At 71.3% G+C, this 22290-nt stretch carries 28 protein-coding genes and 1 tRNA gene; 18 read left to right on the top strand and 11 right to left on the bottom strand.

The features are described from left to right. The first annotated feature begins 164 nt into the window (after positions 1-164). Complete coding sequence (locus MKK70_RS30780) at positions 165-797, top strand: hypothetical protein (RefSeq protein WP_162240219.1); 633 nt, start codon at positions 165-167, stop codon at positions 795-797. Next, the gene (locus tag MKK70_RS01330) at positions 794-1660 is read left to right on the top strand and encodes a BRO family protein (protein WP_187275331.1); all 867 of its coding nucleotides are present in this window, start codon (positions 794-796) and stop codon (positions 1658-1660) included. Before MKK70_RS30780 ends, MKK70_RS01330 begins: the two co-directional genes overlap by 4 nt. A gap of 264 nt (positions 1661-1924) precedes the next feature. Here MKK70_RS01330 and MKK70_RS01325 read toward each other — a convergent pair whose 3' ends face one another. From MKK70_RS01325 to MKK70_RS01300, 6 genes are all read right to left on the bottom strand, one after another. After that, the gene (locus MKK70_RS01325) at positions 1925-2245 is read right to left on the bottom strand and encodes a hypothetical protein (protein ID WP_147840854.1); all 321 of its coding nucleotides are present in this window, start codon (positions 2243-2245) and stop codon (positions 1925-1927) included. 1 nt (position 2246) lies between these two features. Next, a complete protein-coding gene (locus tag MKK70_RS01320) occupies positions 2247-3038 on the bottom strand; it encodes a metallophosphoesterase (protein WP_147840855.1) in 792 nt (263 codons plus the stop codon). A gap of 320 nt (positions 3039-3358) precedes the next feature. Next, a complete protein-coding gene (locus MKK70_RS01315) occupies positions 3359-3958 on the bottom strand; it encodes a hypothetical protein (protein WP_147840857.1) in 600 nt (199 codons plus the stop codon). Positions 3959-4010: 52 nt separating this feature from the next. Then, complete coding sequence (locus MKK70_RS01310; protein WP_147840858.1) at positions 4011-4256, bottom strand: hypothetical protein; 246 nt, start codon at positions 4254-4256, stop codon at positions 4011-4013. 26 nt (positions 4257-4282) lie between these two features. Next, complete coding sequence (locus tag MKK70_RS01305) at positions 4283-5962, bottom strand: AAA family ATPase (RefSeq protein ID WP_147840859.1); 1680 nt, start codon at positions 5960-5962, stop codon at positions 4283-4285. A gap of 186 nt (positions 5963-6148) precedes the next feature. Further along, complete coding sequence (locus MKK70_RS01300) at positions 6149-6442, bottom strand: helix-turn-helix domain-containing protein (RefSeq protein WP_187275333.1); 294 nt, start codon at positions 6440-6442, stop codon at positions 6149-6151. A gap of 136 nt (positions 6443-6578) precedes the next feature. On the opposite strand from MKK70_RS01300, the gene MKK70_RS01295 reads away from it, so the two are divergent. The 7 genes from MKK70_RS01295 to MKK70_RS01265 all read left to right on the top strand — a co-directional run bounded on the left by MKK70_RS01295 (position 6579) and on the right by MKK70_RS01265 (position 9772). Next, entirely contained in the window at positions 6579-6800 is a 222-nt protein-coding gene (locus MKK70_RS01295; protein ID WP_056251323.1) for a hypothetical protein, read from the top strand. 299 nt (positions 6801-7099) lie between these two features. Beyond that, a complete protein-coding gene (locus tag MKK70_RS01290) occupies positions 7100-7459 on the top strand; it encodes a hypothetical protein (protein ID WP_147840861.1) in 360 nt (119 codons plus the stop codon). Beyond that, on the top strand, positions 7456-7632 hold the full coding sequence (locus tag MKK70_RS01285; protein ID WP_187275334.1) for a hypothetical protein: 177 nt from the start codon (positions 7456-7458) through the stop codon (positions 7630-7632). The genes MKK70_RS01290 and MKK70_RS01285 overlap by 4 nt, the downstream gene beginning before the upstream one ends. Beyond that, the gene (locus MKK70_RS01280; protein WP_147840862.1) at positions 7629-7934 is read left to right on the top strand and encodes a hypothetical protein; all 306 of its coding nucleotides are present in this window, start codon (positions 7629-7631) and stop codon (positions 7932-7934) included. The genes MKK70_RS01285 and MKK70_RS01280 overlap by 4 nt, the downstream gene beginning before the upstream one ends. A 252-nt stretch (positions 7935-8186) precedes the next feature. Continuing rightward, positions 8187-8978, top strand: a complete 792-nt coding sequence (locus MKK70_RS01275) for a hypothetical protein (RefSeq protein WP_147840864.1) — start codon at positions 8187-8189, stop codon at positions 8976-8978. Between the two features lie 88 nt (positions 8979-9066). Next, positions 9067-9276: a hypothetical protein gene (locus tag MKK70_RS01270; RefSeq protein ID WP_313899065.1), complete on the top strand. Its 210-nt coding sequence runs from the start codon at positions 9067-9069 to the stop codon at positions 9274-9276. A 34-nt stretch (positions 9277-9310) separates the two neighbouring features. Next, on the top strand, positions 9311-9772 hold the full coding sequence (locus MKK70_RS01265) for a hypothetical protein (protein ID WP_147840866.1): 462 nt from the start codon (positions 9311-9313) through the stop codon (positions 9770-9772). Positions 9773-10105: 333 nt separating this feature from the next. On the opposite strand, the gene MKK70_RS01260 is transcribed toward MKK70_RS01265, so the two are convergent. From MKK70_RS01260 to MKK70_RS01250, 3 genes are all read right to left on the bottom strand, one after another. After that, positions 10106-10180 (bottom strand) — tRNA-Gly (locus MKK70_RS01260). 118 nt (positions 10181-10298) lie between these two features. Further along, positions 10299-10775: an NUDIX domain-containing protein gene (locus MKK70_RS01255; protein WP_147858682.1), complete on the bottom strand. Its 477-nt coding sequence runs from the start codon at positions 10773-10775 to the stop codon at positions 10299-10301. A 20-nt stretch (positions 10776-10795) separates the two neighbouring features. Next, entirely contained in the window at positions 10796-11491 is a 696-nt protein-coding gene (locus MKK70_RS01250) for a fumarylacetoacetate hydrolase family protein (RefSeq protein ID WP_147858683.1), read from the bottom strand. Positions 11492-11647: 156 nt separating this feature from the next. Here MKK70_RS01250 and MKK70_RS01245 point away from each other — a divergent pair, with 156 nt between their 5' ends. The 9 genes from MKK70_RS01245 (at position 11648) to MKK70_RS01205 (ending at position 20757) form a co-directional block, all read left to right on the top strand. Beyond that, complete coding sequence (locus MKK70_RS01245; RefSeq protein ID WP_243945502.1) at positions 11648-13111, top strand: FAD-binding oxidoreductase; 1464 nt, start codon at positions 11648-11650, stop codon at positions 13109-13111. A gap of 321 nt (positions 13112-13432) precedes the next feature. After that, positions 13433-13726: a DUF2218 domain-containing protein gene (locus tag MKK70_RS01240; protein WP_147727054.1), complete on the top strand. Its 294-nt coding sequence runs from the start codon at positions 13433-13435 to the stop codon at positions 13724-13726. Between the two features lie 58 nt (positions 13727-13784). Beyond that, positions 13785-15047: an aminopeptidase gene (locus tag MKK70_RS01235; RefSeq protein WP_243945500.1), complete on the top strand. Its 1263-nt coding sequence runs from the start codon at positions 13785-13787 to the stop codon at positions 15045-15047. A gap of 64 nt (positions 15048-15111) precedes the next feature. After that, positions 15112-16395, top strand: a complete 1284-nt coding sequence (locus MKK70_RS01230) for a beta-ketoacyl-ACP synthase (RefSeq protein WP_147727052.1) — start codon at positions 15112-15114, stop codon at positions 16393-16395. Then, positions 16392-17159 (top strand): SDR family NAD(P)-dependent oxidoreductase, encoded by a 768-nt coding sequence (locus MKK70_RS01225; RefSeq protein WP_147727051.1) that lies wholly within the window; start codon positions 16392-16394, stop codon positions 17157-17159. The genes MKK70_RS01230 and MKK70_RS01225 overlap by 4 nt, the downstream gene beginning before the upstream one ends. A 2-nt stretch (positions 17160-17161) precedes the next feature. Beyond that, complete coding sequence (locus tag MKK70_RS01220) at positions 17162-17452, top strand: SH3 domain-containing protein (RefSeq protein WP_147727050.1); 291 nt, start codon at positions 17162-17164, stop codon at positions 17450-17452. A gap of 395 nt (positions 17453-17847) precedes the next feature. Next, positions 17848-18870, top strand: a complete 1023-nt coding sequence (locus MKK70_RS01215; protein ID WP_147727049.1) for a zinc-binding dehydrogenase — start codon at positions 17848-17850, stop codon at positions 18868-18870. A 113-nt stretch (positions 18871-18983) separates the two neighbouring features. Further along, positions 18984-19985: a lipid A biosynthesis lauroyl acyltransferase gene (locus tag MKK70_RS01210; protein ID WP_243945498.1), complete on the top strand. Its 1002-nt coding sequence runs from the start codon at positions 18984-18986 to the stop codon at positions 19983-19985. 4 nt (positions 19986-19989) lie between these two features. Further along, positions 19990-20757: a DUF1223 domain-containing protein gene (locus tag MKK70_RS01205; RefSeq protein ID WP_243945495.1), complete on the top strand. Its 768-nt coding sequence runs from the start codon at positions 19990-19992 to the stop codon at positions 20755-20757. A 128-nt stretch (positions 20758-20885) separates the two neighbouring features. Here MKK70_RS01205 and tatC read toward each other — a convergent pair whose 3' ends face one another. Together tatC and tatB are read right to left on the bottom strand one after the other, a co-directional pair. Next, complete coding sequence (gene tatC, locus MKK70_RS01200; RefSeq protein ID WP_147727046.1) at positions 20886-21686, bottom strand: twin-arginine translocase subunit TatC; 801 nt, start codon at positions 21684-21686, stop codon at positions 20886-20888. Positions 21687-21689: 3 nt separating this feature from the next. Then, positions 21690-22241: a Sec-independent protein translocase protein TatB gene (gene tatB, locus MKK70_RS01195; protein WP_147727045.1), complete on the bottom strand. Its 552-nt coding sequence runs from the start codon at positions 22239-22241 to the stop codon at positions 21690-21692. Between the last annotated feature and the right edge of the window lie 49 nt (positions 22242-22290).

Raw genomic sequence — 22290 nt, 5'->3', positions numbered from 1 at the left:
CACCAAAGCGCCCGAAACGTGCAATGACGGCACATCGACTCGCGTTCTCAGAAGAAGGTGATATCCTCCGATTCGTGCCGACATCGCCGGATCCACTGGCGAAAAAAATGGCCCCGGAAGCGCGCGAACGCCGCCGAGGCCTGGTCAGCCACAGGAGCATCCCCGTGACCGAACCGTGCACCCACCTTACCACCACGACCGCCCCGAACGGTAGCCTCGCCGCGTCCCTCGCCCAGGGAATTTCGCAGTACGCCGAGCGCTTCGAGGAGGCCTCGGTCCTTGAGATCGCGGCGGCCATGAGCGTCGAGGATCCCCACGCGGCGCGGTCGTTCCTCCTGGAGCGCACTGCCGAGCCGGCGTTCCCGATGCTGCGCAGGAGCGTCCTCGGTACGATCGAGCTCCGGATCGAGGCCGCCAAAGCCGCTGCGCGTGACCGCCTCCTCCTGGTGACCGGCGACGACGCGCCGGGCGGGAAGAACGACAAGGCGCGCGAGGCGATCTTCCGCCGGGACCCGGGCGCATTTCTGCCGGGCGCCGAGGTCAGCAAAGTCCGCCCGTTCGCCCGGGCCTTCTGGCACGTCCTGATCGACGGGAAGGACGTGCCCTGCGTCTACGTCTGCCGGGCCGCCGTCGTGAGCGACCTGCACGACATGGTCGAATGCCTGGCCGAGAACAGACAGTACGAGCGGGGCATCGTCATCGGTGCGCCCGAGACCGCACGGGACATCGCCGGCCTACTGCCCCCGAACATCGCCTTCGTGGCCGTACCCCTCGCCACCGACGGGAGGCGCGCGTGAACGCCATCGTCCGCATCCCGGCCGCGCCGGCGATCTCGATCTTCCGCTTCGACAACCACGACATCCGCGTCGTGGAGATCGACGGGCAGCCCTGGTTCGTCGGCGCCGACGTCTGCAAGGCCGCCCGCCTCTCGAACCCGTCCGTCTCGCTCAAGGCGCTCGACGAGGACGAGAGGGCTAAGATCTTCTTAGGGCATCCCCAGGGCGAGGTCCTGGTCATCACCGAGGGCGGTCTCTACACCCTGCTGATGCGCAGCCAGCGTGCCCTCGTGAAGGGCGCGACGGCATGGCGGTTCCGTCGGTGGGCGATGAACGAGGTCCTCCCCGAGATCCGGCGGACCGGTTCCTACGCCGTGGCACCCGCCCCGACGCCGGTCGCGATCCCCGAGGACCTCGACGAGAACAGGGTGCTGAGGAGGATGCTCCTGGCCCGGATGGATCGGGAGGACGCCCTCGTCGAGCGCCTCGTCATCACAGACCAGGAGCTCATCGACACCTCTCGCCAGCTCACCGCCTCGCAGCGGCAGGTACAGCGGGCCCTGCCGGCGGTGGAGTGCGTCGAGCGGTTCACCGAGAGCGAGGATCTCTACAGCCTCCAGGCCGGTGGCAAGGCCCTCGGGCAAAAGCCGAACAAGTTCATCGCTTGGCTGAAGGAGCGCGGCGACCTGTTGGATCTGAACAGGTCGAACCTCCCCCGGCAGGACCTCATCGACCGTGCCCCGTTCCGCGTCCGGATCGAGGAGTACGGCGGCAAGCCCCGTGCGACGCCAAAGATGACGTCGAAGGGCATCCTCCACTACGGACGCGAGCTCTGCGTCTCCGTCGACTGGCGGGCCGCACGGGAGCCCGACCTGTTCGACTGACACCCCTCAGACTCTGAGTGGTGACGAGGGGCCCGGGTGACCGGGCCCCTTTTTCGTGACTGAAATCTGGTGCAGCGAAATGGGAGCGAAGGCCGGTTCGGTATCATTGGCAACCCGGCCCGGGCACGCCTGCGCACGGTTTCGGCACGCTCTCAGCATATTTTCGCGCGTTTCAGTCCGCGCGATCGGCGTTACACCGCGAGCGAAATCCGGCCTCGCTCGTGGAGCGCGCTGCAGCACCCCCCGATCCAGGCGCTCGGTGGCCTACGGGCACGGCCCCCCGGACGGCCGCCGCCGGTACCGGACGCCGTCGTGCAGCAGCACGCCGCTGGGCAGGAGGCTGAGCTCCGCCTCGTAGGGGACCGGCCGGCCCCCGTTGCCGTAGCACCGGGAGGCCGTCACCCGGCCGCCTGAGATCCTCGCCCCGTGGCACTCCATCAGATCGATGCCGACCTCGCCGGGGGCGGGCCCGACGACGATGGCGGGGACGTCGGCCCCCTCGGGGCAGTAGAGGCCCGGGGCGGGCTGGTAGGGGTCCGCCCCGGCCGGGCCAGCGAGCAGGGCGAGGATGGCGAGCGCACGCATGTCAGATCTCCAGGACTAGGGACGGGTCGAAGGCGGGGTTCTCGCCCCGGCGGCCGCGCGGGTTCGCGAGGATGCGGGTCCCACCGATCCGGTAGTCGGCGGACCGGTGGATGTGCCCGTGGATCCAGAGATCCGGGGCGTGCTCCCCTTCGAGGACGCGGCTGCAGTCCGAGGCGTACGCGGCATCGATCGCCTGCAACGGACCCTGCCTGCCCAGCGACGCGGGATGCGGCGCATGGTGCGTGACGACGACGGTCGGGCCCGCGTGCGGCTCGGCTAGGGCGCGCTCGATCCGGCCGAGCTGGGCAACGTGCGCGGCCGCGGCCATCGGTGGCCGGAAAGCGTTCGTCTCGCCCGACGGGAGCCGCGTCCGGATCTGCCGATGATCCCGCATTCCGCCGACGCGGTCCCCGCACGTTGACTGCGCCAACACGCGGAACGGTTCGCCGAGGAGCTCATAGTCCGTCCAGAGCGTGGCCCCGACGAACCGCACGCCCTCGATGTCGAGGGTCTCCCCGACGGCGAGGATGTGAATGCCGGCGGCGGCCGCGGCCTCGCGCCCGCGTTCGAGTTCGCTCTGCCACCTCGACGCGTAGAAGTCGTGGTTCCCGGGGACGTAGATGACGCGCCGCACGAAGGGCACGACGCACGCCGCGAGCCAGGGGATGGACCTCCGCGTCAGGCCGTCGGCGACGTCGCCGGCGATGATCGCCACGTCGCACGGCGGGACGGCCGGGCCCTCCCAGCAGTCGGCGTCGTCGTGCACGTCACTGAAAATCCAGGCTCTCAGCATCCCACCCTCCCACGCACCACGCCGACCCGTCGGCCTCGAACCACACCTGCGCCGCCCGGGTGACCAGGAGGCCGTTCGTCCTAAATCCGGGACACCAGAGCCCGTACCGAAGCCGCTGCGCCGAGGGCGGCCGGTCCCCCTCGGCCACCGTGCCGGTCGCCCACGCGTGGACGTCCCGGGCCCCCGTCCGGAGGCACCGCAGCCTGCCCGCCTCCGACGCCCGGAGGACGACGTCGGCAAGCACGATCGCCGGCACGTGGCCGACGACCCGGCCGCCGACGCGCACGGACCAGAGCCGGCGCGTCAGGTTGCGGTAGACGTCACTTCTTCCCGGCGGCATGGGCGTCGCAGCAGGCCTTCGACCAGCCTCCGTGCCGGATCCGACCAGGCGCTCCGCACGTCTCGCAGATGAAGGCCGACAGGTGCTCTACGCAGTCAACTATAGTGTTGACTTCATTGCGCATCGCCTTCCTAGTCTTGCCTTCGATGGAGTAATACCATCGCGCTTGCGCAAACTTTTCCTTGGTCTGCGTCGTGCGGAATCCCGTCGCGCCGGCCTCGGAGATCAGGCTCGCGCCCGCTTCCCATAGCCACCGCCACCCGCCACCCGAGTACGGCCCGCCGTCCTCGAACGTCCTCGGGTGGCGCGCCCGCAGGGTGGCGTCCCAGTCGTCCGGGACGACGGCGCGGCCGGTCTGCCAGCGCAGGGCGAGGGTGCGCGCCAGGACGCGGAGGACGTCCTGCGCGGGGGGCGGCGCCACTGTCCTGCCGTTGTCCTGCCGGGGGAGCACGCTGCCGCCCGTCCACGTCACGAGGGGACCGTGCGGGGACGGGCTGACGCCGGTGGGTACAACGTCGACGTGCCCGGGATGCCGGCACACGGCGTCGTCGGCTATGACGCGGAATTCGTCGATGAGCATGGGGGTCTCCTGTCAGGATGCGGGGTGGGCAGAGGGGGGCCGCGCGCGGATTTCACGCCCTGTCTCCGCGCGTGCCCGGCAGGGCGTCGACGAGGCGGACGACGCCCTGGACGAGGCGGTCGACGTCGCAGGGCCCGAGGCGGCCGAGGGCCTGCGCCCGCCGCGCCAGGTGGAGTACAGACAGGCCTGAGAACTCGGCCTCCAAGCGGAGGTCGCTCGTCTCCCGGCGGGCGCGCAGGGAGAGGATCGCCTCGTCGAGGGAGGCGGCCGGGGCGGCATTCGGGCGTGCGTCGGACATGGAGGGTCTCCTTCAGTGATGAGGTGTCAGTGGCGACGGGCGAGGGTCTCGCGGCCGTCGAGAAGCGTCGTCACGGCGCGGCGGAGCGGGCGCAGGCTGCCCCCCTTCCACACGCGCGCCAGCAGATGCAGCTCGTCGCCGTCGAGGTCGGGGAGCCAGCCGGCGTCGAGGCCACGCTCGTCGCGGAGCTCGGCGACGAGGTTGGCCGCCGCGACGGGCAGGTCCTCGGCCTTGGGAAGGCCGACGTGCACGACGCGGAAGCGGTCCAGGAGGGGGCCGGGGACGGCTCCCGTCCCGTTGGCCGTCGCCAGGAACTGGGTGCCGCTCAGATCGGCGTTCGTTTCCAGATAGACCTCGTGGAAGGCGCGGCTCCCTACCGGCTCCAGCAGGGCGATCAGGGAGTCCGTGAGGCGCCCGTTCTCCGACCTCGTACCCGCCTTCTCGATCTCGTCGATGATGATTACGGGGTTGGCGACGCGGAGCCGCTGGATCGTCTGCAACGGGACGCTTGCGCGCCCCGTGCTCCACTGGCGCGAGGTTCCTCCGAACGCGGCGTCGGCGACGCCGGCGGCGTTGTAGAGGACGCACGGGATCCCGGCCGCCTCGCAGAACACCTGCAGGTAGCTCGTCTTCCCACTGCCCGGCGGCGACACCGCGAGAGTGTTCCGCAGCCGGGCTACACCCCCGTTGGCGAGGTCCCGCAGCAGCAGCGCGGTGAGGTCCGTGAACCACGGGAACCGCGCGTCGAGCAGCTTGCCGACGGCCACGACATCGACGCCATGGACGAGCGGCAGGGCCTCCCCGGCGAGCGTGTTGAACTCCGCGCGCGGCGTGGACCCCCGCGACGTCCGCGATGAGCCCGTGGTCTCGGAACCGGGTAGGTGGTCCAAGGCCCCCTTGGCTAGGACGACGAGCGTCGGGGTGGCGCGCGCCGCCCGGTCCCTCCAGCCTCCGTCGCCGAGGGGCCAGTCCAGCTGCGCCAGCGCGGCGAGGCCGTCCGCCTGCGCGTCGACCCAGTCCTTGGCGGTGCCGCCGGCGCCACCGCGGGCGAGGTCCTCCTCGATGCCGATCTGCCGGTGCGCCGCCGCGATGATCGCGAGCGTCTCGGCGAATCGGGCCACGTGGTTGTCGTACGGCGCCAGGCTGCTGGCCAGGTCCTCGGAAACGTACCCCGCCTCGTCCAGCTCCTCCGTGGCATCGCCGCAGTATCGAAGGGCGTTCCGCAGGGCGAGCCAAGCGGCGGCGTGATGCCCGTTGGAGGCCGACGCCAGCGCCAGGCGCAAGCAGATCGAGCTGCAGCACGCCGCCGCCTTGGCGGACCCCAGCGCCGCCTGTGCGAAAAGCAGGTCATCCGCCAGCAGCGCCGCGGCGTTCCGGCCCGCGTCCGACGTGGTCTCCGCGTTGGCGTGCCCGCGCAGCGCCGCCTCCACCTTCTGCAGGGAGGCGATGCTGACGTCCCGCCGGGTCTGCCCGAGCTGCCGGACTAGCGCGGCCGGGAGCCGGGGCTCCTCGCCGAGGAACCGGGCGAGAGCCAGGCCGGCGTCGACGCGGGCGTCGTACCGCACGTGCTCGCCGCCGAACGCCTTCGCACGCGGCCCGATGGGAGCCTCGGGCTGGCGGGGCCCCGTCAGGGCGGTGGAGTCGAGGAGCGTGGCACGGGCGGCCTGGACGGCAGCGGCGCGCGCCCGAGAGGCGTCGTCGGTCATGGGGATCTCGCTGGAACGGGAGTGCACGCGGGGCGCGCCGAGCAGGGCTCAGGCGGTCAGGCAGGGCATCCGTTTCGAGCGAGGGCAGATCATCGACGTCATCTCCGGTGTGACGCCGTTATGCGCCAAGCCGGCTCAGGGTGCAAGTTATGTGCAGCCGTTGCGGACCGAGTCGCGTTCCTAGGGTTAACCAAGCCCTAGCGCCGCCTTCAGCGCCGGGCTGCTATCGGCCTCCTCGTCCTGCGCGATGAGGTCGTCGAGGCTGGGCCGGCCCTGGTTGTACGTCGACAGCCGCAGGTCCAGCCCAAGCACATGGAGGCATCGCATCACGCGGTGCATCGATGGCTCCATGCTGTCACCGCGCTCGAAGCGGGACACCCACTCGACGCTGACGCCGGCCTTGGCCGCAAGGGCCCGCTGCGAGAGCCGGCGGTGGCGCCGCGCAAGGGCGAGGGACTCGCCAAGGTCGAAGATGCTCATGCCCTGAGCGTACCTGATCGGCATGCAAGGAACCCCCTGCGACTCAGCCGGCTGCGCGAATTTTCGGACGCCGTCCAGTGGAAATCTTCGATCCGTGGCAGACTCCCATTTGCACGGATTCGATGGGGGAAATGGGATGGCGCAGGTCAAGGAGCTGGGTGGCGAGGCGCCCAAGCGCCACGTCGCGATTGAGGACGACATCGCCGCGGTGCGGGCCGCCCTGCGCGAGGCCGAGGCCTGCACGGACCCCGACGACATCGACGGGATGACGCTCGTCCGGGCGCTCCGGGACAGCCTCGACGGCCTGCTCGCCGAGCAGCGCCGGGCGGCCGAGGCCAAGGCACGGAGGCCGGCATGACCAAGTCTGAGCGCGGCATCCGCCGACAGCTCCGGCGTTCAGGCCTGCCGGCACACGCCATCCCGCGGGCAGCCAGGCGCTTGGCGGCTCAAGCCGACTGCGACGCCTCGGCCGGTACGCTGGAGGCGCTGATCTCCCGCCGGACATGGCGGGAGGGAGATCCTGCGGCTGCGCATGCGGCCAGGTAGGGGGCGGCCATGGGGGCGGAATTCGCCCTCGGGATGCTCGACGCCGGCCGTTGGATCAGCGCCGGGCTGGGCCGTCTCCAGGCTCACGTGAACGGACGGAAGTCCTGAGCCATGCGCATCTACACCGAGACGCCCTTCCGCCTGGCGCCACCCCGGATGGCCGTGGTCCACCCTGAGATAGGGACCGCCTCCTCGCTGCTGGAGGCCCAGCGTGGGGCGTACGATCGCGACGTCGCTCTCATGCGGCACGGCATGCCACGGGAGCTCCTCCCGAACTTCTGGCGCCAGGTCCTGGAGAACCTGGCGACGAAGGAGGCCCGCACCGAGGCGATGCGCCCCTCGATCGGCAAGCCCCTGTCCCGACGCGCCCGGCGTCGCAACCGGGGACGCGTCCGGGTCGCGAAGAACGCCCTGATGCGGAGGTTCACCCCGTCGATGGAGTGGTCCTGGAATAAGAGGGACGCGGCATGACCGAGACAACGACCACCGAGGCAAAGATCGCCGCCGCTCGGGACGCCGTCGACAAGGCGGCCGCCCTGCTGCTCAACCAGGCTGAGGGCCTCGCCATGCTGGCGATGATGGCCCGTCACGCCGAGCGCCCGATGCCCCAGGCGATCGTCCTCAGGATTGTGGGAACGCGATGATCCGGAACTGGCCGGCCGAGCAGGCCTTCTGGTGGAGCGCCGTCGCCGCCGCCACGTTCGCCGGCCACCACGAGGCATTCCGACAGGCTCGCGACGATATGTGGCCGACCCGGCGGGAGGTCGTCCTGCGCGAGGCGGTCGAGGAACTGGTGGGACCGAACGGAGGACCCCCGCCCCCACTCTCGGCGATACCGGAGAAGGTTGGCGGTGTCCGCTTCGCGAGGCGCGTGCACGCGCAGGCCTGGCGGTCGCACCTCGCGGCCAACGCATCGCGGCTGACGCTGGTGAAGGTCACCCCGTGAGGCAGTCCACGATCGACGAGCTCGCCCGGGGGGCAACCCGGACGGTCGAGTGCATCATCGCCGCGGATCCCGGGGACGGCCCGGCCGAGCGGGAGTCCCGGATCCGGGACGCGCTCGCCCGGTGGATCGGGCACACCGTGGAGCGGGAGGCCCGCAACGACCGGCGCCGCGTGGGACGCAGGCAGGCCTAAGGACGGGAACCCTGGACGGGGCGTCGCCAGCCCGCGAGAGTGCCTCAACCTCGGGGGGCAGATGGCGAGACAGGACAAGCGCGCGCGGCTGAAATCGATCGTTACGGACGGGACGATGGCGATCCCGGAGGTCGAGGGAGAGTGGCACCACGACCCCTATCGAACCCTCTGGGTCGAGGTCTCGAACCTCAAGATGGGACAGGCCGTCTCCACGGACTACGGGACCATCAGCCGAACACCTCAGATCTCCGGGATGGCCACGATCCGGAGGGACACCGTCCGGCTCGCGGGATGGGGCGACACCTGCCGGGTCTTGCCCGTGACGATCCGGCCCGCCATCCCCCAGGAGGACGGCAACGGCTACACCCCGTTCACCAGCGTGCTCGGCTTCATCGCCGGTGACTGGGAGTTCAAGAGCGAGGATGCCTGGTTCCTGGAGTGCTGGATCCCCGAGATGGACATGGCCGCGATGCTCGCGGCCTACCGCGCTGGCGAGATGCCGTCGTTCCACCTCGGCGTGAAGCTCGATCTCTGGATCATGAAGGGCGACGAGCACACGCCGCCCGGCTACGGGGTCACCTGGTATCTGGCTCCCCACGCGGACCACGCGAGCGAGAGCCCAGAGGTGGCCCGCGGCACGGTCCGCCATCTCAGCTGGAGCGATGCGCCGCAGCCGAAGGTCGACGAGGATGATGGGGTGCCGGAACAGGGGCCGCCGCCTCAGGCTCCCGCGGATCCCGCCCCCAACCTGGATGCCGCCAACCTCACCGCAGCGATCGACCGCCTGCGCTCCACCGTTCTGCAGGTCGGCCTCGGCATCGGGGTCGCACTGGTGGTCAGCTGGTTCGTCTGACTGAGGGCCGAAACGTCGCGTCCAGGGATCGACTCCCGCACCAATTTGTTCTTCATTCGTTCTCATATGCGAATCAATGGAGGTCCTCGTGGACGAAGTGGAGCGGGCCTACATGGAGGCCGCCGACGGCGACGCGAGGGACGCCCTGAGGCGGGCGCCTGGTGACGCCCTGATCGAGATGGCCGAGCTCTCGGGGCAGGTCTCCCGCGGCTTCGTGCGGGCCCAGCGGCCGGCGGACCTGGCGAGGAAGCTGGGTCCGGAGCGCCGGGCCCGGGAGGCCGCCCGCTCCGCCGGCTGACGGGCGGTTAACGGCTCGCCCGCATCATGCGGACATGCCCGACGCCAAACCCGAACCCATCATCGAGACCTTCACCCGGGTCGACGCTCCCCCCGGCGAGATCGTGTTCACGCCCCTGCCGGTTGGCGAGCTCGCCGGGCACGCGCTGTTCCTGGCGTCCCAGCTGTCGAACGTGAACCGGAAGCGCGTGGCCAAGGAGGCCTGCGCGGCCTGGGTCGCAACGTCGGATTGGTTCAGGCGGCAGACGCCGGACGCCCTCGTGGTGTGGTTCAAGCCCGGCCCCCCCGGGTACGACGGCGTGTACCTGACGCCCGAGAAGGGGGCCAAGAAGCTCAAGCCCGCCCCAGCCGTCATCCTGCTGCGCGACGGGGCCTACCGTCTCCTCGACAAGCGGGAGATCGCGGCCGCGGTCGGGCCGCTGCTGGAAGCCCAACCCGAGATCCTCGCGCCGCCGGATCCGGAGGACCTTGAGGATCTCGGCAGGCTCGCCCCCTGACGCAGGATTTAGCCGCCCGCGGGAATCCGGGTGGCCGGCGCCGAAATCCCTCGATCGGCTGAAAACCGTCCATGTGCGACAGCGCACACGAGGTCGGAAATTCCTGGCTTGGGACTGTCCATGGCGCGTGAGAGCGTCGGCCTGCGACCGAATGGCCGGCCCCGTTTCAATCGGGACCGCCGATCGCCTTCCACCCTGCCGGGCCCATCCCGAGCGGAGTTTTAGCCCGTTTCGGGACCAATTACGGGACCACACCCCCAGGAACGCAAAAGGCCACCCGAAGGTGGCCTCTGCTAACGCGCTGTAATCGCGTCCAAATCTGTCCGAGTGAATTGGAGCGGGCGAAGGGATTCGAACCCTCGACCCCAACCTTGGCAAGGTTGTGCTCTACCCCTGAGCTACACCCGCTCACAATGCTGGCCCGCTGGAAACTCTCGTGCCCGGCGGCCCCGGCGGCGCTCTCTAAACACCATTCCAACCGGCGTTGCAAGCGCCCGCTGCGAGGATTTTTCGCGTCCGTCCGATCTCACCAGAGATCGGCGGGCGGACGGCCGTCGCGGATCTCGCGCAGGCGTTCCACCGTCGCGCGGGTGGTCGCGTCCGGCAGGGCGTCGAGGGCGAAGAAGGCGCAGGCCGCGATCTCGCGGTCGGGCCGCTTCTCCCCGAGCACCGTGAAGGCCGGGGCGACGTAGAGGGCGACGTGGTCGCGCGGCGAGGCCGCGCGGTTGCGGTAGAAGCCGTGCAGGCGCAGCCCGACCGCGGGATCGACGGCGATCTCGGCTTCCTCGCGGAACTCGCGCGCCATCGCCTCCGGCGCGGTCTCGCCGCGCTCGACGCCGCCGCCCGGCAGCTGCCAGCCGCTGACGTAGGTGTGGCGCACGAGGCAGACCCGGCCCTGCGCGTCGAAGGCCGCGCCGCGGACGCCGAGCGTCATGCCGCGCGCCGCCAGCGCGCCGAGGTGGAACAGGCGGCGCGCCAGCGGCCGGTCGAGGAGCTTCGTCATCGGGGGAGCCGCGCAGCCGCTCAGGCCACGTCCAGGACGATCTCGCCCAGCCCCGCGATCGCCCCCACCATGCGCTCGCCCCGCCGCACCGGGCCGACGCCGGCCGGCGTGCCGGTGAAGATCAGGTCGCCCGGCTCAAGCGCGAAATAGGCCGAGAGGTAGGCGATCTGCTCGGCGACCGACCAGATCATGTCGCCGAGGTCGCCGCGCTGGCGCTCGGCGCCGCCGACCGAGAGGGTGATCGGTCCGGCCGCCGGATGGCCGATCTCGGCGACCGGGTGGATCGGGCCGATCGGGCCGGAGAGGTCGGCCGCCTTGCCGAGGTCCCATGGCCGGGCCAGGGCCTTGGCCTCGTCCTGCAGGTCGCGCCGGGTCATGTCGAGGCCGATGGCGTAGCCGTAGACGTGATCGCGCGCGGCCTCGACCGGGATGTCGCGGCCGCCGCTGGCGAGCGCCGCCACCAGCTCGATCTCGAAATGGTAGTTCTCGGTGCGCGGCGGATAGGGGTGCCGCTTCGGCTCGGGCCCGCAGGGCTGCAGCGCGTCGGCCGGCTTCATGAAGAAGAACGGCGGCTCGCGGTCGGGGTCCTTCCCCATCTCGCGGGCATGCGCCGCGTAGTTGCGGCCGACGCAGTAGACCCGGCGCACCGGGAACAGGTCCGTGCTGCCGGCGACCGGCAGGGCGACGCGGGGCGGGTTCGGGATGACGGACAGCATGGCGTGCCTCGTGAGACAGGGGCGGGTCGTCGTTCGGGCATCGGGTGGACCGGGTGCCCGCTGCGGCTAGTCTTAGGCCACCGACCGGTCCATGCCAGCCCGCAGCGTTTGCATCGCGGCCGCGTCCGCGAGAGAATCCCTGCCGAAGAACCGATCATGACCGAACCCACCCTCGCCCCGGCCCCGTCCGCCGACACCCTCCTCGAAGCCCTGCGCGCGCGCCTCGGGGCCGCCCATGTTCTGACCGACCCGTCCGACCTCGCCCCGTATCTCGTTGAGTCCCGAAAACTCTACCGCGGCTCGGCGCTCGCCGCCGTTCGGCCGGGCTCGACCGAGGAGGTCGCCTTCGTGGTCGAGGCCTGCGCGGCGGCGGGCGTCGCGGTGGTGGCGCAGGGCGGCAACACCGGGCTCGTCGGCGGCGGCGTTCCGCATGGCGGCGTGGTGCTGTCGCTCGCGCGGATGAACCGCGTTCTCGCGCTCGATCCGGTGAACGCCAGCATCGTGGTCGAGGCCGGCGCGATCCTCGCCGAGGTGCAGGACGCGGCCGACGCCGCCGGGCTGCTGTTCCCGCTCTCCTACGCCTCGCGCGGATCGGCGCGGATCGGCGGCGCGCTGGCGTGCAATTCCGGCGGGATCGCGGTGCTGGCCTACGGCAACGCCCGCGACCTCGTCCTCGGGCTCGAGGTGGTGCTCGCCGACGGCCGGGTGTGGAACGGCCTCAAGGCTCTGCGCAAGAACAACGCCGGATACGACCTCAAGCACCTGTTCGTCGGCTCGGAAGGCACCCTCGGCATCATCACCAAGGCGGTGCTGAAGCTCTTCCCGAAGCCCGCCTCGCGCACGGTCGGGTTTGTCGGGCTGCCCTCGGCCCGCGTGGCGCTCGACCTGTTCGCGCGCCTGCGCAGGCGCGCCGACCGGGACCTCACCGCCTTCGAGTTCATCCCGCCGGTCGGGCTCGACATGGTGCTGCGGCACATGCCCGGCACGGTCCGCCCGCTCGCGGGCGAGCACGGCGCCTACGCCCTGATCGAGCTCGCCTCCGCCCGGCCCGACGCCGACACCCGGGCCGAGCTCGAGGCGGCGCTCTCCGAGGCGATCGAGGACGGGCTCGTGGAGGATGCAACGCTCGGGGCGAGCGAGGCGCAGAACCTCGCGCTCTGGGCCTTGCGTGAGCATCTCTCGGATGCGCAGGGCTACGAGGGCGGCTCGATCAAGCACGACGTGTCGGTGCCCCTGTCGCGGCTCGCCGACTTCGTCGAGCAGGCGAGCGCGGCCTGCGAGGCGGCGATGCCGGGCCTGCGGGTCTGCGCCTTCGGCCATGTCGGCGACGGCAACATGCACTTCAACCTGAGCCAGCCGGTCGGCATGGACAAGGCCGCGTTCCTCGGCACCTGGGCGGACTTCAACCGCATCGTCCACGACATCGTGACCGCGATGGACGGCTCGATCGCCGCCGAGCACGGCGTCGGCCTGATCAAGCGCGACGAGCTGCAGCACTACGCCGACCCGGTCGCCCTCGACTTGATGCGCGCGATCAAGGCCGGGCTCGACCCGCAGGACCGGCTCAACCCGGGCAAGGTCGTCGCTCTCTCCGACGATCCGCAGCCCGCCCTGCCCTGAGCCGACCGCCGCGGAGTGCCGAGCCGGCTGGATTTCGATTGTGCGACGCACCATGTCTTGCCATGATGCGATGACGCATCGCGCCATAAATCGGCTCTCCGGCCGGTCCAAGGTTCGAATCGCGACCGGTCGGGAGAAGACCGGGAGCGTGCGGGTTTCCCTGCGTTAGTGGGGCGTTAACGGCTGAGGTTGCGTTTTATCGTCAACCCCGGTCGCGGCGCCCGGCGCCAGGGTCCGGCACTTGCTTGGGTCCCCGCCTGCCTTCGCAGTCGCGAAGGCGACGGCCGGCTCGCGACGAGACGTTTCAAGGAGACCATCGAGATGCCCACCTCTCAGGCCCGCGTGCAGACCGCCGAGGCGAGCCGCTACCTGCAGCAGCTCTGCCGCCACTGGAGCCACAAGTTCCCGGTTTCGGCGACCCCCGAGCACGGCACCGTGCCGTTCAGCGAGGACCGCGTCTGCACCTTCGACGCCGAGCCCGACGCCCTGCTGATGCGGATCGCCACGTCCGATCCCGCCGGGCTGACCCGCCTGGAGAACGTCGTCTCCGACCACCTGATGCGCTTCGCCTTCCGCGAGAGCCTCGGCGAGATCACCTGGTCCCGCGCCGCTTGACTCGATGGACCCCGCACCGATCTTGCACCACAGGATCGGACGTTTCGAAGGGGTCGCGATGAACGCGCATGCTGAGCCGCCGGTCGCGAGGTCGGCGCACGAGGAGCGGCTCGACCGGCTCGCGAAGGTTGCGGTCCGGGTCGGGCTCAACCTCCAGGCCGGGCAGGAGCTTGTCCTGACCGCGCCCCTCGACGCGCTGCCGCTGGCGCGTGCCATCACCGCCGAGGCCTACCGCGCCGGGGCGTCGCTGGTGACAACCCTGCTCGGCGACGACGCCGCGACGCTCGCGCGCTTCGCCCACGCCTCGGACGCGGCCTTCGATACCGCCGCCGGGTGGCTCTATGCGGGCATGGCGGAGGCCTACCGCAACGGCGCCGCCCGCCTCGCGATCAGCGGCGACGACCCGTCGCTGCTGTCGGCCCAGGATCCGGAGAAGGTCGCCCGCGCCAACCGGTCGCGCTCCAAAGCCTACGTGCCGGCGCTCGAGTTGATCGCCAACTTCGCCACGAACTGGACCATCGTCTCGGCCGCGACCCCGGCCTGGGCCCGCACGGTGTTCCCCGACCTCCCCGAGGCGGAGGCGGTCGCCAAGCTCTGGGATGCGGTGTTCGCCGCCTCCCGCGTCGACGGCCCCGATCCGGTCGCCGCCTGGGCCGCGCACAACGCCCACCTCCACGCGCGCAAGGACAGGCTGAACGGACACCGCTTCTCGGCGATCCGCTTCCAGGGGCCGGGCACCGACCTCACCGTAGGCCTCGCCGACGACCACGAATGGTGCGGCGGCGCGGCGACCTCGCGCAGCGGCATCACCTGCAACGCCAACATCCCGACCGAGGAGGTCTTCACCACGCCGCACAGGGCGCGGGTCGAGGGCCACGTCGCCAGCACCAAGCCGCTCTCGTACCAGGGTACGCTGATCGAGGGCATCCAGGTGCGGTTCTCGGAAGGCCGCATCGTCGAATCGGCCGCCACCCGGGGCGCCGACGTGCTGGCCCGCGTCCTCGACACCGACGAGGGCGCCCGTCGCCTGGGCGAGGTCGCGCTGGTGCCGGCTTCCTCGGCGATCTCGGCATCGGGGCTGCTGTTCTACAACACGCTCTACGACGAGAACGCCGCGAGCCACATCGCCCTCGGCCAAGCCTACTCGAAGTGCTTCGTGGGCGGTGGCGCGGGCTTCTCGGAGGACGACCTCGCGGCACGCGGCGCCAACCGCAGCCTGATCCACATCGACTGGATGATCGGCTCGGCCGAGGTCGACGTGGACGGCATCGCCGCCGACGGGCAGTCCGTGCCGGTGATGCGCCGGGGCGAGTGGGTCTGACGGCTGAGCCCGGTCCGTCACGCCGCGGGATGCACGGCCGAAAAAAACCGATTAAGACGGCGCCATGGCAGGACATTCCCATCGCGACGCCCGCGGTCGCCCGCTCGTCGCCGTCACCGGTCTCGGCATCGTCTCCTCCCTCGGGCACGGCCAGGACGCGACCTGGACCGCCCTGACGCAGGGGCGATCCGGCATCCACGCGATCGCGCGCTTCCTGACGGACGGGCTGCGCACGCGCATCGCCGGCACGGTCGACTTCCTCGACACCGATCCACTGGTCGCCCCCGCCCTCTCCGAGCGCTTCGCCCGCGTGGCGGCCGAGGAGGCGGTGACGCAGGCCGGCATCGGCGCGGCCGGAGACTTCCCGGGCGCCCTGTTCATCGCGGTGCCGCCGGTCGAGATGGAATGGCCGCAGCGCCAGGCCCTGGCGGAGGCCTGCGGCGGCGAAGGGCCGGTGACCTATGCCGGTCTCCAGCACGCGGCGGCCTCGCGCAAGTTCGACGCGTGGCACGACCTCTTCATCTTCGGGACGGTGGCCGACCGCATCGCCGACCGCTTCGGCACCAAGGGCTCGCCGATCTCGCTCTCCACCGCCTGCTCGTCGGGCGCCACCGCGATCCAGCTCGGCGTCGAGGCGATCCGGCGCGGCGAGATGACGGCGGCGCTCTGCATCGGCACCGACGGCTCGGTGAACCCGGAATCGCTGATCCGCTTCTCGCTGCTCTCGGCGCTGTCGACCCAGAACGACCCGCCGGAGACCGCCTCGAAGCCGTTCTCGAAGAATCGCGACGGCTTCGTCATGGGCGAGGGCGCGGCCGCGCTCGTGCTCGAGGACGCGGCCTCGGCCGTCGCGCGCGGCGCGACGATCCTCGGCTACGTGCTGGGCTGCGGCGAGAAGGGCGACGGCTTCCATCGCACCCGTTCCAGCCCCGACGGCGCGCCGATCATCGCGGCGATCCGCGCTAGCCTCGACGATGCCGGGATCGGGCCGGAGGCGGTCGACACGGTCAACGCCCACGGCACCTCGACGCCCGAGAACGACCGCATGGAGGCGATGGGCCTGATGGCGGTGTTCGGGGACGCCGCCGCGCGCATCCCGGTGACCTCGAACAAGTCGATGCTCGGCCACACGCTGACCGCCGCCGGGGCGATCGAGGCCGTGATCTCGCTGCTGACGATCCGGCACGGGCGCATCCCGCCGACGATCAACTACGCCGTGCCGGATCCGGCGATCCCGCTCGACATCGTCACCGCGGCGCGCGACCTGCCCGTGGCGCGCGTCCTGTCGAACTCGTTCGGCTTCGGCGGCCAGAACACCTGCCTCGTGCTCGGGTCCGAGCCGGCATGAGCGCGGCACCGACCGCGGCTCGCCGCATCCTCGTCACCGGCGGCGCCTCGGGCCTCGGCTCGGCGATCGTGCGGGCGATGGCGGCCGCCGGGCACGGCGTCGACTTCACCTTCCGCGCGTCGCAGGCGCCGGCCGAGGCCCTGCTCGCCGAGCTGCGCGACCGCCATCCCGACGCGGATTTCGAGGCGATCCCGCTGGATCTTGCCGACCGCGGCGCCCTCGACGCCTTCTGCGAGGCGGCGGAGGCGAAGAGCTATTACGGCTTCGTCCACAATGCCGGCCAATCCTACGACGCGCTCGCCGCGATGCTCGATCAGGAGCGCGCCGAGGCCCTGATGCAGGTGAACTTCTTCTCGCTGACGCGGATCGCAAAGAGCCTCGTGCGCGGGATGATCCGGGCGCGGGCCGGGCGCATCGTCGCGATCGGCTCGGTGGCGGCGCTGCGCGCCAACACCGGCAACGCGGCCTATGCGGCGACCAAGGGTGCGCTGATCGCCTATTGCCGCACCCTGGCGATCGAGTCGGCCAAGCGCGGCGTCACCGTCAACGTGATCGCCCCGGGCTTCGTCGACACCCCGATGATGGCCGGATACGCCGCCCACCGCGCCGGCATGGAGCGCCAGATTCCCGCCGGCCGCTTCGCCGACCCGACGGAGGTGGCGGCGCTGGCCGCCTTCCTGATGGCGGATCCCGCCGCCTACGTCACCGGCGCGGTCCTGCCCGTCGACGGCGGCCTGACGGCGATGATGGGCGTCCACCGCTGATCATGCGCGCCTCGCTCCTCGTCCGTCCGGCCCTCGCCGGCCTGCTGCTTCACGTCGGCACCGGTGCGGTGTGCGCCGATCCGGTCCCGTACCGCGTCGACGGCCTGCCGCGCGGCGAGACGCTGAGCATCCGCGCCGAGCCCGACCCGGCGGCCGAGGTGGTCGGCGAGATCCGCGCCCGCGCGCTCGTCGTCGGCTGCACCAACGACACGCCGAGCCGCACGACGTGGTGCCGGGTCAAGGTCGGCCGGGTCGTGGGCTGGGCGCGGCGGCGCTACCTCGCGCCGGAATGAGATCCCCGTCTCGGATTCGGTCGTGCAGGCCGATGTGATGGCAGCTCGGGCTCCAAGCGATGCGGGATCGGACGACCCGTCGCTGCATCTCGTCGGTCTCGATCCTCGCCTCGAGGAATGGCGTGGCGAGCAGGATGCGGCGGTCCGTGACGATCTCGGCGTTGTCGCACCGCCATGCGCTGGTGCTGCGGACGGATGAGATATGTTACGGCCACCCCGCGCCCTCATCCCGAGGTGCCGGAGCGAAGCGGAGGCCTCGAAGGAGAACTCCAGGGATCGCTCCGCCCGCTGGAGGGCTCCTTCGAGGCCCGCTGGCGCGAGCACCTCGGGATGCGGGCGTGATTGGGATCGGCCGAGGTCCGGGCGGGGCCGGCCAAGCGTTTGAAAGTCATCCGATGCAAGCCCTGCAACTCTTCGGCGACCGCGACCTGCGCCTGACCGAGGTCGAGGCGCCCCCTCCCCCCGGTCCCGGCGAGGTTCGGGTGCGCGTCCGCGCGGTCGGCCTGAACTTCATCGACGTCTGGGGCTTTCGCGGGATGGCCTTCGCCAAGCGGCGTCTGCCGCTGACGGTCGGCGCCGAGGCCGCGGGCGAGATCGCCGAGCTCGGCGAGGGCGTCGAGGGGCTCGAAGCCGGCGACAAGGTCGCGCTCTACGGCGCGATGACCTGTGGCCGATGCCGCGCCTGCACCGAGGGCCGCGACAACCTCTGCGAGGATGTCGGCGGGGTGATGGGCTTCCACATCGACGGCTTCGCCCGCGAGTTCGTCACCATGCCGGCCCGGCTCGTGGTCAAGGTGCCCGACGCGGTCAGCCTCACCGACGCGGCCTGCGCCGGCATCGCCTTCGGCACGGTGCAGCACATGCTGTTCGACAACGCCAAGCTCGAGCCCGGCGAGAGCATCCTGGTCCATGCCGGAGGCTCAGGGATCGGCACCGCGGCGATCCGCATGGCCAAGGCCATCGGCTGCACCGTCTACACGACGGTGGGCGACGACGAGAAGGGCGCCAAGGCCGCCGCGCTCGGGGCCGACCACGTCGTCAACTACCGCACCGAGCGCTTCGAGGGCGAGGTCCGCCGGCTGACCAAGCGGAAGGGCGTGGACGTGGTGTTCGAGCATGTCGGCCCCGACACCTGGAACGGCTCGCTGCTCTGCCTCAAGCGCGGCGGCCGCCTCGTGACCTGCGGCTCGACCTCGGGCGTCTCGACGACGATGAACCTGATGCAGCTGTTCCAGCAGCAATACCGCATCACCGGCTCGTTCGGCTGCCGGCTCGCCAACATTGCGGAATCGCTCGACAAGATGGCCGACGGCATCCGCCCCGTCGTCGACACCGTCTATCCTCTGGCGGACTTCGCGCAGGGGCTCGAACGGCTGGAATCGCGCAAGGTCTTCGGCAAGATCCTCGTGAGCTTCTGACGCCCTCCCCTGTCGCGATGAAATGATCTAAGCCCGCGGAGCTTCCCGCGCGGCGTCGCCCGCCGCGCCCGCGCCCCGCCTCGACGGGACGCCTCCCACCCGAGAGTGACCCGTTGCTGCGCCTCGCCCTGACCCTGAAGCGCAACCTGCCGCGGCTCGCCGGCTATGCGATGCTGCCACTGATCCGCGCGGTGTTCTGGCTGTCGCGGGTCCTCGGCCCCGAGCGCGCGGGGGATGCCGGCGGCGCGCTGCTGCGCGCGCTCGGGCCCTGGCTGCCCTCGCACCGGACGGCGCTGACGAATCTGCGCGCCGCCTTCCCCGACGCGTCCGAGGCCGAGATCCGAGGGATCGCGCGGTCCGCCTGGGACAATCTCGGCCGCACCGGCGCCGAGTACGCCCATCTCGACACGCTGTTCGACTTCGACCCCGCCGACCCCGCGACCCAGCGCATGCAGGTCGAGGGCCTGGAGCATTTCCTGGCGCTGCGCGACGACGGCCGCCCGGGCCTCGTGTTCTCGGCCCATCTCGCCAACTGGGAGCTGCCGGCGATCTGCGCGGCGAAGTTCGATCTCGAGACCACCGCGGTGTTCCGCGCGCCGAACAACCCGGCCGCGGCGCGCCTCGTGCAGGAGGTCCGGCGCAAGACCATGGGGCGGCTCGCCGCCTCCGGGCCGGGCGGCGCCTTCGCGATGCAGGGCGTGGTCGAGCGCGGCGGCCATCTCGGGCAGCTGATCGACCAGCACTTCACCCGCGGCGTCGTGGTGTCGTTCTTCGGGCGTCCGTGCCTAGCGAACCCGCTGCTCGCCAAGCTCGCCCGCCACTACGATTGCCCGGTGCACGGCGCGCGCGTGGTGCGCCTTCCGAACGGCCGGTTTCGGCTCGAGCTGACCCCGCCCCTCGACCTGCCGCGCGACGCGGACGGGCAGATCGCGGTGGCCGGCGCGATGCAGGCGATGACCGCGATCGTCGAGGGCTGGGTGCGCGAGAATCCCGGGCAGTGGTTGTGGATGCACCGGCGCTGGCGGCCGAATATGCTGCCGAAGGCGCGTGCGACCGAGGTCGCCGAGCCTCAAGCCAACGTGATTTCCCAGCCGGCGTCGCGTGCGCTCTCCTGAGGCGATGACGGCGACCCACGCTCGTTCCCACGCGTTCGTCCCGATCCGCGTCCTGCTCGCGGCGTTGGCCGCCGGCCTGCCGTGCGGTCCGGCTGCGGCCGAGCCGTTGCGCGCGGTGGTCGAGCTGTTCACCAGCCAGGGTTGCGCCGCCTGCCGCTCGGCCGATCCGGTGATCGGCGACCTCGCCCGCCAGCCCGGCATCCTCGCGCTGACGCTTCCCGTGACCTACTGGGACTATCTCGGCTGGAAGGACACCCTGGCCCAGCGCCCGTTCGGCGAGCGGCAGCATGCCTATTCCGGCGTGCACGGCGCGCGCCAGATGTTCACCCCCCAGGCCGTGATCAACGGCTCCGCCTCGACCGTCGCCTCGGACAGGGCCGCCCTGGAGAAGCTGCTGCGCGAGGCGAACGCCCGCGGCGGTCTGCCCGTGCCGGTCCGCGGCGAGGAGCGCGACGAGCGGATCGTGATCGAGATCGGGGCCGAGCCGGTACCGAAGGCGGATCTGAAGGGCGACGTCTGGCTGGTTCCGGTCCTGCGCAGCCGCCCGGTCGCGATCGGCGGCGGCGAGAACCGCGGCCGAACCGCCACCTACGTCAACGTCGTGCGCGGCCTGCAGCGCCTCGGGCCCTGGACCGGCCAGGCGGTGCGGTTCGAGGTGCCCCGAACGGTGGCCCGCGTCGCGGAGGCCGATGCCTGGGTCGTGGTGGTTCAGGGGACGGTCGGCGGTCGGCCGGCCAGGATATTCGGCGCCGCCAAAGGGCCCGGTCTCTGAAGGGGCCCGGTCGCTGCGGCACGGAGCCTCGAACCGGAGCAAGCCCCGCCCGGGATCCTCAAAATCGAGCCTCACCCGCAGCCGGGTCATGCCCCGTCGTCGTCGACGCCCGGCGTCGCGGCTCGGTCTTACGGGTCGAGCCCTTCGGCGATGCGGCGGCGGGCGCGCAGCGTCTCCATGCGCGACACCGAGAACACCGAGGCCTCGTAGAGCAGCAGCATCGGCAGCGCGAGGGAGAGCTGCGAGATCACGTCGGGCGGCGTCAGCACGGCGGCGGCGACGAAGACGAGGACGATCGCGTAGCGCCGCTTCTCGCGCAGGAACTTGGCGTCGATGATGCCGATCTGCCCGAGCAGCGTCAGGATCACCGGCAGCTGGAAGGCGATGCCGAAGGCGAAGATTAGCGTCATGATCAGGGAGAGGTACTCGTCGACCTTCGGCAGCAGCGCGATCGTCGGCTCGCCGGCGACGCCGACCTGCTGCAGCGACACCGAGAACTTGATGAGCAGCGGCATCGCCAGGAAGAACACGACCAGCGCGCCGAGCACGAAGAACACCGGCGTGGCGACGAGGTAGGGCATGAACGCCTTGCGCTCGTTGCGGTACAGGCCCGGGGCGACGAAGGCGTAGATCTGCGTCGCGATCACCGGGAAGGCGAGGAACGCCGCGCCGAAGACGCTGAGCTTGATGTTGGTGAAGACCTGCTCGAGGAAGTGCGTCGCGATCAGCTTGGCGTTCTCGACCCCGACGATCGAGACGTAGGGGTGGACGAGGATGTTGTAGATCTCGCGCGAGAAGAAGAAGCACCCGAAGAACATGATCACGAACGCGATCAGCGACTTGATCAGCCGTGCGCGCAATTCGATCAGGTGGTCGAGGAGCGGCGCCCGCGACGCCTCGATCTCGGCCTCGTCCGTCTGGTCGATCATCGCTTAATGGCCTGCGGCCGGTGCGGAGGGGGCCGGGCCGTGCGGCGCGGGCGTCGGGTCCGGGGCCGGCCCGTAGGGGTCGTCGACGGATCCCGGGACGGGAAGCGGCTCGGGGGCGGCCTGCACTTCCGCGACGGGCTGGGCGACGGGCTGTTCCAGGGCCTTCGGCACGTCGTAGGCGCCGCCGGTCGTCGGAGCCGCGCTCTCGGCCGCCTTCAGCTGCGCGGTGGCGTCGGCCAGCGTCGCCGAGCTCGGCTTCGGCGCGCGGGCCTCGACGGCGCCCTTGAGCTCGTCGCGGATGGTCTGGACCGGGTTGAAGCCGCCGCTCGCGCCCCGCACCGTGTCGCGGATGCCGTCGACCTCCTTGCGGACATCGTCGAGCTCCGCCTCGCGGATCGCCTCGTTGAACTGCATCTGGAACTCGCCCGCCATGCGGCGGACCTTCCGCGTCACCTGCCCGACGGTGCGCAGCGCCTTCGGCAGGTCCTTCGGCCCGATGACGATGAGGGCGACGCCGCCGATCAGCATCACCTCCCCCCAGCTCATGTCCAGCATGTCGTCGACGGTCCTGCAGCCTCGGGCCCGTCGCCACGGCGCCGACGGG

Source organism: Methylobacterium sp. E-041 (assembly GCF_022829665.1).
Taxonomy (GTDB): Bacteria; Pseudomonadota; Alphaproteobacteria; order Rhizobiales; family Beijerinckiaceae; genus Methylobacterium.
Note: the sequence above shows the minus strand (reverse complement) of the source record. Positions and strands in the feature narration are given on the sequence as shown.

Bases quoted from the DNA above. Each gene is read 5' to 3' on its own strand.
- MKK70_RS01325 (WP_147840854.1), bottom strand. From the start codon at position 2,245: ATGCGTGCGCTCGCCATCCTCGCCCTGCTCGCTGGCCCGGCCGGGGCG.
- MKK70_RS01320 (WP_147840855.1), bottom strand. From the start codon at position 3,038: ATGCTGAGAGCCTGGATTTTCAGTGACGTGCACGACGACGCCGACTGC.
- MKK70_RS01315 (WP_147840857.1), bottom strand. From the start codon at position 3,958: ATGCTCATCGACGAATTCCGCGTCATAGCCGACGACGCCGTGTGCCGG.
- MKK70_RS01310 (WP_147840858.1), bottom strand. From the start codon at position 4,256: ATGTCCGACGCACGCCCGAATGCCGCCCCGGCCGCCTCCCTCGACGAG.
- MKK70_RS01305 (WP_147840859.1), bottom strand. From the start codon at position 5,962: ATGACCGACGACGCCTCTCGGGCGCGCGCCGCTGCCGTCCAGGCCGCC.
- MKK70_RS01300 (WP_187275333.1), bottom strand. From the start codon at position 6,442: ATGAGCATCTTCGACCTTGGCGAGTCCCTCGCCCTTGCGCGGCGCCAC.
- MKK70_RS01295 (WP_056251323.1), top strand. From the start codon at position 6,579: ATGGCGCAGGTCAAGGAGCTGGGTGGCGAGGCGCCCAAGCGCCACGTC.
- MKK70_RS01290 (WP_147840861.1), top strand. From the start codon at position 7,100: ATGCGCATCTACACCGAGACGCCCTTCCGCCTGGCGCCACCCCGGATG.
- MKK70_RS01285 (WP_187275334.1), top strand. From the start codon at position 7,456: ATGACCGAGACAACGACCACCGAGGCAAAGATCGCCGCCGCTCGGGAC.
- MKK70_RS01280 (WP_147840862.1), top strand. From the start codon at position 7,629: ATGATCCGGAACTGGCCGGCCGAGCAGGCCTTCTGGTGGAGCGCCGTC.
- MKK70_RS01275 (WP_147840864.1), top strand. From the start codon at position 8,187: ATGGCGAGACAGGACAAGCGCGCGCGGCTGAAATCGATCGTTACGGAC.
- MKK70_RS01265 (WP_147840866.1), top strand. From the start codon at position 9,311: ATGCCCGACGCCAAACCCGAACCCATCATCGAGACCTTCACCCGGGTC.
- MKK70_RS01255 (WP_147858682.1), bottom strand. From the start codon at position 10,775: ATGACGAAGCTCCTCGACCGGCCGCTGGCGCGCCGCCTGTTCCACCTC.
- MKK70_RS01250 (WP_147858683.1), bottom strand. From the start codon at position 11,491: ATGCTGTCCGTCATCCCGAACCCGCCCCGCGTCGCCCTGCCGGTCGCC.
- MKK70_RS01245 (WP_243945502.1), top strand. From the start codon at position 11,648: ATGACCGAACCCACCCTCGCCCCGGCCCCGTCCGCCGACACCCTCCTC.
- MKK70_RS01240 (WP_147727054.1), top strand. From the start codon at position 13,433: ATGCCCACCTCTCAGGCCCGCGTGCAGACCGCCGAGGCGAGCCGCTAC.
- MKK70_RS01235 (WP_243945500.1), top strand. From the start codon at position 13,785: ATGAACGCGCATGCTGAGCCGCCGGTCGCGAGGTCGGCGCACGAGGAG.
- MKK70_RS01230 (WP_147727052.1), top strand. From the start codon at position 15,112: ATGGCAGGACATTCCCATCGCGACGCCCGCGGTCGCCCGCTCGTCGCC.
- MKK70_RS01225 (WP_147727051.1), top strand. From the start codon at position 16,392: ATGAGCGCGGCACCGACCGCGGCTCGCCGCATCCTCGTCACCGGCGGC.
- MKK70_RS01220 (WP_147727050.1), top strand. From the start codon at position 17,162: ATGCGCGCCTCGCTCCTCGTCCGTCCGGCCCTCGCCGGCCTGCTGCTT.
- MKK70_RS01215 (WP_147727049.1), top strand. From the start codon at position 17,848: ATGCAAGCCCTGCAACTCTTCGGCGACCGCGACCTGCGCCTGACCGAG.
- MKK70_RS01205 (WP_243945495.1), top strand. From the start codon at position 19,990: ATGACGGCGACCCACGCTCGTTCCCACGCGTTCGTCCCGATCCGCGTC.
- tatC (WP_147727046.1), bottom strand. From the start codon at position 21,686: ATGATCGACCAGACGGACGAGGCCGAGATCGAGGCGTCGCGGGCGCCG.
- tatB (WP_147727045.1), bottom strand. From the start codon at position 22,241: ATGCTGGACATGAGCTGGGGGGAGGTGATGCTGATCGGCGGCGTCGCC.